This is a genomic window from Micromonospora sp. D75, from assembly GCF_018070405.1.
In the GTDB taxonomy this organism is placed as follows: Bacteria; Actinomycetota; Actinomycetes; order Mycobacteriales; family Micromonosporaceae; genus Micromonospora; species Micromonospora chalcea.
The window spans coordinates 1-7,438 of sequence record NZ_JAGPXV010000280.1; the positions used below are offsets into that span (position 1 = coordinate 1).

The window sequence follows — 7,438 nt, forward strand, 5'->3', positions numbered from 1 at the left end:
GGGATATGTCCGCCGTCACGTTCGCACCGGACCTGGGCGGACACCGGCCCTCGATGCACGCGGCCCGCCGTAGCGCCGGGCGTGGCGCGCCGATCGGCCGCGACGGGCCTACGATCGGGCCATGCCGCGGTACGCCCGAACGGAGCGCGAGGCGCTCGCCGACCTGATGCTGGAGCTGGGACCGGACGCGCCGACTGTGAACGAGGGGTGGACCACCCGCGACCTGGCGGCGCACCTGCTGGTGCGGGAGCGCCGGCCGGACGCGGCGGGCGGGATCCTGCTGCCGCCGCTGCGCGGCTACGGCGAGTCGGTCCGCAGGCGGATCGCCGCCGGGCCGTACGCCGACCTGATCGCCCGGGTCCGCCGTCCCCCGGTGTGGAGCCCGGTGAGCAACCCGCTCACCGACGAGATCGCGAACGGGATGGAGTTCTTCATCCACCACGAGGACGTCCGCCGGGCCCGGCCGGGCTGGCAGCCGCGTGACCTGCCGGCCGGGCAGCAGGCGGTGCTCTGGAAGCGGGTCGCCCTGCTGGCCCGGATGGCGCTGCGGCGCTTCCCGGCCGAGGTGCTGGTGCAGGCGCCGGGGCACGGCGAGCTGCGGGCCGGTGGCGGCGGCGAGCGGCTGCGGCTGGTCGGCGCGCCGGGGGAACTCGTGCTGTTCCTCACCGGGCGGCAGCGGGTGGCCCGGGTCCAGGTGGACGGTCCGGCCGAGCGCGCCGAGCGTCTGCGTACCGCCGAACTGGGCCTGTGACAGACGTTTCCGCCCGCCCACCCAGGCGATCGTAGAATGTGGACACCCGGCGTTCGATAACGTTCGCCGGCTGCCGTACGCTCCTGCGCACCGGCCCGACCCTGCGGGGCGGCGGACAGGGGACGACGATGCGGGACTTCGCGCTCTCGGCGCTGCACGAGCCGCCCTTTCCCTCCCGGTGTCACCCGGCCGCGGACGAGGTAGCCGCGCAGAGCGTCGCCTGGGTGCGCGGTTTCGGCCTGGTCAAGACCCAGGCCGGCCTGCTGCGGCTGGCCGGCGCCCATGCCTCGGAGCTGGCCGGACGGGCCTGCCCCGAGGCGTCCCCGGCCGGTCTGCGGCTGCTCACCGACCTGATCAACTGGCTGTTCGTGGTGGACGACGCCTGCGACGACGACGGGCTGGGCGCCGCGCCGACGGTGCTCGCGCCCACCCTGGCGGCGCTGCTGGGGGTGCTCGACCGGCACGGTGACCCGGACGCGCCCGCGCCCACCGACGCCGGCCCGATGGGCCTGGCGCTGCACGATCTGTGCCGGCGGGCGCGCGGCCGGGGCCGGCCGGCGCACCTGATGCGGCTGGTGAGCCAGTTGCGGGAGTACCTGCTGGCGCTGCTGTGGGAGGCGGCGAACCGGGAGCGCCGGCGCGTGCCCGGGGTCGCCGAGTACGTGCAGATGCGCCGCCACACCGGCGGCGTACGCCCCAGCTTCACGGTGACCGACCTGGCCCGCCCGTCCCTGCCCCGGGCCGACCAGCGGGCGACCCCGGCGCTCACCGCGCTGGACGCCCTCGCCACCGACCTGGTCTGCTGGTGCAACGACGTGTTCTCCTACGGCAAGGAGCGGGGCGTCACCCCGGACGCGCACAACCTGGTGACCACGATCGCGGGCGAGACCGGGCAGGACGAGTCGGCGGCGCTGAACGCGGCGGCGAACCGCTTCAACGCGGCCCTCGCCTCGTACGCGGAGCGGGACGCGGCGTTGAGCGCCGGGGCCGACGAGGGGATGCGGGCGTTCCTGGACACCCGCCGGGACTGGATCCGGGCCACCTACGACTGGTCCCGCGCCGCCAGCCGATACGCCTGATCCGATTCCAGAAGTCGGGACCGGTGGCGACTCGGCCGATCAGGGCTAGCCGCTGGCCGGGTACAGGCAATACCCTTCGGTAACCGCAGACCGGCGTGACCCCCGTCACGTCCCTCCACCCCTGAAGGCGGCTACAGCGATGGCTCTCGATGTACCGTACCGTTCCGTACCCGACATGTTCCACAAGCGCGTGGCGGACTCCCCCGACCGCCAGGCGTTCGCTCACCCCGCACCCGACGACTCGGGCCCGGTCTGGCTGACGTGGGAGCAGGTCGGGCAGCGCGCGAAGGCGATCGCCGCCGGGTTGCACGGGCTCGGTGTCGGCCTGGAGAACCCGGTGGCGATCCTGGCCAACACCCGGCTGGAGTGGGTGCTGGCCGACTTCGGCATCATGTGCGCCGGTGGGGCCACCACCACCGTCTACCCGACCACCGAGCCCGACGACGCGGTCTACATCATCGCCGACTCCGGCTCGAAGGTGCTGTTCGCGGAGAACCCGGCCCAGGCGGCGAAGATCGCCGGAGCGGACCTGCCCGCGCTGACCCACGTGGTGCTCTTCGACGGCGCGCCCGACCCGGCCGCCGCCGTCCCGCAGCTCACCCTGGCCGAGCTGGAGGAGCGCGGCGCCGCCGCGCTGAGCGCCGAGCCCGACCTGATCGACATGCTCGTGGCCGGCATCGGCCCGGACCACCTGGCGACGCTCATCTACACCTCGGGCACCACCGGCCGCCCGAAGGGCGTGGAGCTGCTGCACGGCGGCTGGTGCTGGGAGGGCGTGGCGCAGGCCGAGCTGGGCCTGCTGCGCACCGACGACCTGCAGTACCTGTGGCTGCCGCTGTCGCACTCGTTCGGCAAGACGCTGCTCTGCGGCGCCACCCACGTCGGCCTGCCCACGTACGTCGACGGCCGGGTGGACAAGCTGGTCGACCTGCTCGGCGTGATCCGGCCGACGCTGATGTGCGGCGCGCCCCGGGTCTTCGAGAAGGTCTACAACAAGGCGGTCACCACCGCGCAGGGCGCGGGCGGCGCGAAGGCCAAGATCTTCGCCTGGGGCGTCGAGGTCGGCAAGGAGAAGGTCGCGCTGGAGCAGGCCGGCAAGCCGGTGCCGGCCGGGCTGCGGATGAAGTACGCGCTGGCCGAGAAGCTGGTGTTCAGCAAGCTGCAGGCCCGGCTCGGCGGCCGGATGCGGGTGCTGGTCTCCGGCGCGGCGCCGCTGAGCAAGGAGATCGCCACCTTCTTCGCCGCCGCCAACCTGCCCATCTCCGAGGGCTACGGCCTGACCGAGACCAGCGCCGGCGCGTTCGTGAACCCGCCCGACGGGCTGAAGATCGGCAGCGTGGGCCGGGCCATGGGTGATCTGGAGTGCCGGATCGACACCGACGGCGAGATCCTGATGCGGGGCAAGCCGGTCATGCGGGGTTACCACAACCTCCCCGAGGAGACCGCCGCCGCGTTCACCGAGGACGGCTTCTTCCGCAGCGGCGACATCGGCACGCTCGACGACGACGGCTACCTGCGCATCACCGACCGCAAGAAGGACCTGGTCAAGACGTCCGGCGGCAAGTACGTCGCGCCGTCGCACATCGAGGGCATGTTCAAGGCGGTCTGCCCGTACACCTCGCAGGCGGTGGTGATCGGGCAGGCGCGCAACTACTGCACCATGCTCGTCACGCTGGACCCGGACGCGATCAAGGGCTGGGCCGCCGGCACCCCGCTGGAGGGCAGCGACTACACCACGATCGTCACCTCGCCGCAGGCGCGGGAGATGGTCGAGGGGTACGTCGCCAAGCTGAACGCCAAGCTCAACCGCTGGGAGACGATCAAGAAGGTGACGATCCTCCCCCGTGACCTCACCATCGAGGACGGCGAGGTCACGCCGTCGCTGAAGATCAAGCGCCGGAGCGTGGAGACGAACTTCTCCTCCGAGATCGACAAGATGTACGAGGGCACGCTCGCCGAGCTGTGACCCGCACCGCCAGTCGGTAGCGCCGGCCGTGCCCCACCGTCCCGGGGCACGGCCGTTCGCGTCGGCGCCGGTCAGAGGTGCTGCTGCCGCCAGCGGCTCTGCTCGGCCTCGGCGGCGATCTGCTCCTCCAGCGCGAGCTGGCGTACCCGGCGCCGGTGACCGTTCTCGCCCCGGGTCTCCCAGGCCACTCCCGCGCCGGTGAGCACCGCCAGCACGATCAGCGCGACCAGCTCCGGCACACGGAACACGAATGGGGCGACCGCGGTCAGCGCCCCCACGGTGGTCAGCAGCCGCCAGTGGATCTCGCGCAGCGCCACCCACCAGCACCCGGCGACGCCGAGCAGGTGCAACGCGACCCCGCCGAACAGGATCGCGCCCCAGAAGTCGCCGAGCGGCAGCCCCCAGGCGGGCGTGTGCGGATCGGCGGCCTCGGCCAGCAGGTCCTTGAGGCCGAGCGCGTAGAGGATGATCCCGGCGACTATCGGCAGGTGCAGGAACGTGTACGCGGTGCGGGCCAGCCGCAGCCGTGTGGCGCGGTCCCGGGCCTGGTGCAGGACCTGTTCCATGGCGAACGCCAGCGTGTCGAAGTACGCCCACCACAGCGCCGCCACGACCGTGATGCCGAGTAACGCGGCGATCGCCACCGGGCCGGTGAGCGGCAGCCCGCGCTTCGGGCCGAGCCCCAGCGCGATGATCGACTCGCCGAGTGCGACGAGCACGATGAGCGCGTGCCGTTCCGCCCAGTGCCCGGCTGAGAGCACCACCCACCACTGCTGGCCCAGGACCGTCCCGGCGACGTACTCGACAAGCAGCGCCAGCGTCCAGAGCGCCAGTTGCAGCCCGACCGCGAACCGCTCCTGCGGCAGCCGGCCGGGGAGTGTGCCGGCGACGACAAGCAGCGCCGTGGCCACCGTCGGGGCCAGGAAGCGCATCCGCAGTCCCCGGCGCCGGGCCGGGTCGGCGCGGTCGGCCCAGGCGAAGACGGTGAGCTGGGCGGTCCGGATCACGAAGTAGCACGCGGCGAAGACCAGCGGCCCGGGCAGCCAGCCACCGCTGTTGGCGAACGCGCTGGGCGTGCTGAGCACGAGCAGGAACGTGGCCGCCACGGTGACGACGCCGATCAGCGGCAGCATCCCCTGGTCGGCGCGGAACGCGTTGCCCATCCGGGCGAAGCCGGTCCACGACCACCAGAGCAGCGCCAGCACCAGCAGGAACCGGTAGAGGTTGGCGGGCGTGAGCACCGAGGCGGTGAGCGTGGTGACGCTCAGGAACGCGAAGACGAAGACCAGGTCGTAGAAGAGCTCCAGCCGGGTGGTGCGGGAGCCCGGCGCGCTGCGCCGCACCGCCCACGACCACCGGACCGCGTCCCCGTCTCCCACCCGGGCAGTGTGCGGGCGCGGACCCGCCCGCAGCTGTGGTTCGGGCGGTTCACCACCGGATCGGGCGGGCGGTCAGGCGATGACGCTCGGCTCGCGCCACTGCGGGCGGCTGGTGCGGTCCAGGTCGTAGCGCACCGCGGCGAGCCGGCCCACCGCTTCCACCAGTTCCTCGGCGGGCAGCGTGAAGGGCAACCGCAGGAAGCGCTCGAGCGTCCCGTCCAGGCCGAACCGGGGTCCGGGCGCCAGCCGTACGCCGACCTCCTCGGCGGCCCGGGCCAGCGCGCTGGAGATCGGGCCGTCCAGCTCGGCCCAGAGCGTCACGCCGCCGCGCGGCGGCGTGACCCGCCAGTCGGGCAGCTGCTCCGCGAGCGCCGCGACCAGGGCGTCGCGCTGCGCGGCGAGCTGGGCCCGGCGGGCGGCCACGATGGCCGGCGCCTCGGCGAGCAGGTGCACGGCGACGAGCTGGTCGAGCACCGGGCTGGCCATGTCCACCCCGACCCGGGCCGCGGCGAGCCGCTGCACCTGGGGCGCGGAGGCGCGGACCCAGCCGATCCGCAGGCCGCCCCAGTAGGGCTTGCTCATCCCGCCGATGCTGATCACCCGGGAGTGCCTGTCGAAGACCGCGACCGGCGGCGGCAGCGGGGTGCCGTCCAGCGGCAGGTCGACGAAGGACTCGTCGACGACGAGGTCGGTGCCGGCCGCGTGGGCCGCGCCGACCAGCCGTTCGCGCAGGTCGGCCGCCATCAGGTGGCCGGTCGGGTTGTGGAACTCCGGGATCACGTACGCGAGCTTCGGCCGGGTCTGCCGGATGCTGCCGAGCAGCAGCTCGGCGTCCCAGCCCTCGTCGGACAGGCCGTGCGTGGCGATCCGGGCGCGCCGGGCGGCCAGCGCGGCCAGCGCGTTGGGGTAGGTGGGTGACTCGACGAGCACCGCGCCGCCGGGCGACAGGGCCAGCCGCAGCACCAGGTCCAGCGCGTGCTGGGTGCCGCTGGTGACCATGATCTGCTCCGGGCTGGTGGGCAGCCCGCGCTCGGTGTACCCGCGGGCCACCGCCTCCCGCAGCTCGATGATGCCGGTCGGGTGGTAGCCGGCCCCGCCGAGGTAGCGGGGCAGGTCCTCGGCGGCCGCCCGGGCGGCCGGGACGAGCTGCGGCGGCGCGGACAGCGCGGCCACGCCGAGGTCGATCATGTCGCGGTCGTCCAGCGGCGTCCACAGCCCGGTGCTGGCGACCCGGTGGCCGCCGGGCAGCATGGTCCAGCTCCCGGCGCCCCGGCGGCTGGCCAGGTGGCCGCTCTCCCGCAGTTCCCGGTACGCGGCGGTGACAGTGGTCCGGCTGATCCGCAGCGCCTCGGCCAGTTCCCGCTCGGCCGGCAGGCGTACCCCCAGGGGCAGCCGGCCGTCGGCGAGCAGGCCCCGGACGGCGCCGGCGAGCGCGGCGTAGTCGGGGCTGCGGCGGCGGCCCGGCAGCGCATGCCACTGGCCGAGGAGTCGCGCCAATTGGACGCCGCGCACCTGGCTGGTCATGGCCACACCTCCGGAATTGGACCCCTTACGTCCTGCAATTGGCCCCTAGGGTGGCATGCATGGCACCGCTTGGCAATCTCGGGCACCGTTCGGCGCGACGACTCACCCAGCTCTACGCCGGGCTCGTCCTGTATGGCCTCAGCATGGCGCTGATGATCCGGTCGGAGCTGGGGCTGGACCCGTGGGACGTGTTCCACCAGGGGCTCGCCCGGCAGACCGGCCTCTCCTTCGGCACCGTCACCATCGCCGTCGGCGCTCTCGTGCTGCTGCTCTGGATCCCGCTGCGGCAGCGGCCCGGCCTCGGCACGGTCAGCAACGTCGTGGTCATCGGCCTGGTCGTCGACGCCACCCTGGCCGTGCTGCCGCCCGGTGAGGGCATGCCGGCGCGTGCCGCGATGCTCGTGGCCGGGATCGTCGCCAACGGCGCCGCCACCGGGCTCTACCTCGGCGCCGGGCTCGGCCCCGGGCCCCGCGACGGTCTGATGACCGGATTCGTCGCCCGTCATCCCCGCTTCTCGGTGCGGCTGGTCCGCACGAGCATCGAGGTCACCGTGCTGGCCCTCGGCTGGCTGCTCGGCGGAACCGTCGGCCTCGGCACCGTGGCGTACGCGCTGACCATCGGCCCGCTCGCCCAGTTCTTCATCCCGGTCTTCGCGCTGCCCGCACGGCCGGCGAGCGGCGCTTACGCTACGTGACCGGCGCCGGGCCGACCGCCACGACCCGAAGCGATCCGCAACGC

6 protein-coding genes are annotated in these 7,438 nt (G+C 73.8%); 4 read left to right on the forward strand and 2 right to left on the reverse strand.

Features of this window, described 5'->3' with window-relative positions:
- Nucleotides 1-121: 121 nt before the first annotated feature.
- The 3 genes from KBX39_RS17625 (at nucleotide 122) to KBX39_RS17635 (ending at nucleotide 3,796) form a co-directional block, all read left to right on the forward strand.
- Nucleotides 122-751 (forward strand): TIGR03085 family metal-binding protein, encoded by a 630-nt coding sequence (locus KBX39_RS17625; protein WP_030500278.1) that lies wholly within the window; start codon nucleotides 122-124, stop codon nucleotides 749-751.
- Nucleotides 752-879: 128 nt separating this feature from the next.
- On the forward strand, nucleotides 880-1,830 hold the full coding sequence (locus KBX39_RS17630) for a terpene synthase (RefSeq protein WP_210871574.1): 951 nt from the start codon (nucleotides 880-882) through the stop codon (nucleotides 1,828-1,830).
- 139 nt (nucleotides 1,831-1,969) lie between these two features.
- A complete protein-coding gene (locus KBX39_RS17635; protein ID WP_210871576.1) occupies nucleotides 1,970-3,796 on the forward strand; it encodes a long-chain fatty acid--CoA ligase in 1,827 nt (608 codons plus the stop codon).
- Between the two features lie 71 nt (nucleotides 3,797-3,867).
- Here KBX39_RS17635 and KBX39_RS17640 read toward each other — a convergent pair whose 3' ends face one another.
- Both KBX39_RS17640 and KBX39_RS17645 read right to left on the reverse strand, forming a co-directional pair.
- Nucleotides 3,868-5,175, reverse strand: a complete 1,308-nt coding sequence (locus KBX39_RS17640; protein WP_210871578.1) for a low temperature requirement protein A — start codon at nucleotides 5,173-5,175, stop codon at nucleotides 3,868-3,870.
- Between the two features lie 72 nt (nucleotides 5,176-5,247).
- A complete protein-coding gene (locus tag KBX39_RS17645; RefSeq protein WP_064445245.1) occupies nucleotides 5,248-6,699 on the reverse strand; it encodes a PLP-dependent aminotransferase family protein in 1,452 nt (483 codons plus the stop codon).
- 59 nt (nucleotides 6,700-6,758) lie between these two features.
- Between KBX39_RS17645 and KBX39_RS17650 the strand changes: the two genes are divergently transcribed.
- The gene (locus KBX39_RS17650) at nucleotides 6,759-7,394 is read left to right on the forward strand and encodes a YitT family protein (protein WP_043329506.1); all 636 of its coding nucleotides are present in this window, start codon (nucleotides 6,759-6,761) and stop codon (nucleotides 7,392-7,394) included.
- Nucleotides 7,395-7,438: the final 44 nt, after the last annotated feature.

Excerpts from the sequence above, each read along its gene's own strand:
- KBX39_RS17625 (WP_030500278.1), top strand. The coding sequence starts at position 122 with ATGCCGCGGTACGCCCGAACGGAGCGCGAGGCGCTCGCCGACCTGATG.
- KBX39_RS17635 (WP_210871576.1), top strand. The coding sequence starts at position 1,970 with ATGGCTCTCGATGTACCGTACCGTTCCGTACCCGACATGTTCCACAAG.
- KBX39_RS17650 (WP_043329506.1), top strand. The coding sequence starts at position 6,759 with ATGGCACCGCTTGGCAATCTCGGGCACCGTTCGGCGCGACGACTCACC.
- KBX39_RS17645 (WP_064445245.1), bottom strand. The coding sequence starts at position 6,699 with ATGACCAGCCAGGTGCGCGGCGTCCAATTGGCGCGACTCCTCGGCCAG.
- KBX39_RS17630 (WP_210871574.1), top strand. The coding sequence starts at position 880 with ATGCGGGACTTCGCGCTCTCGGCGCTGCACGAGCCGCCCTTTCCCTCC.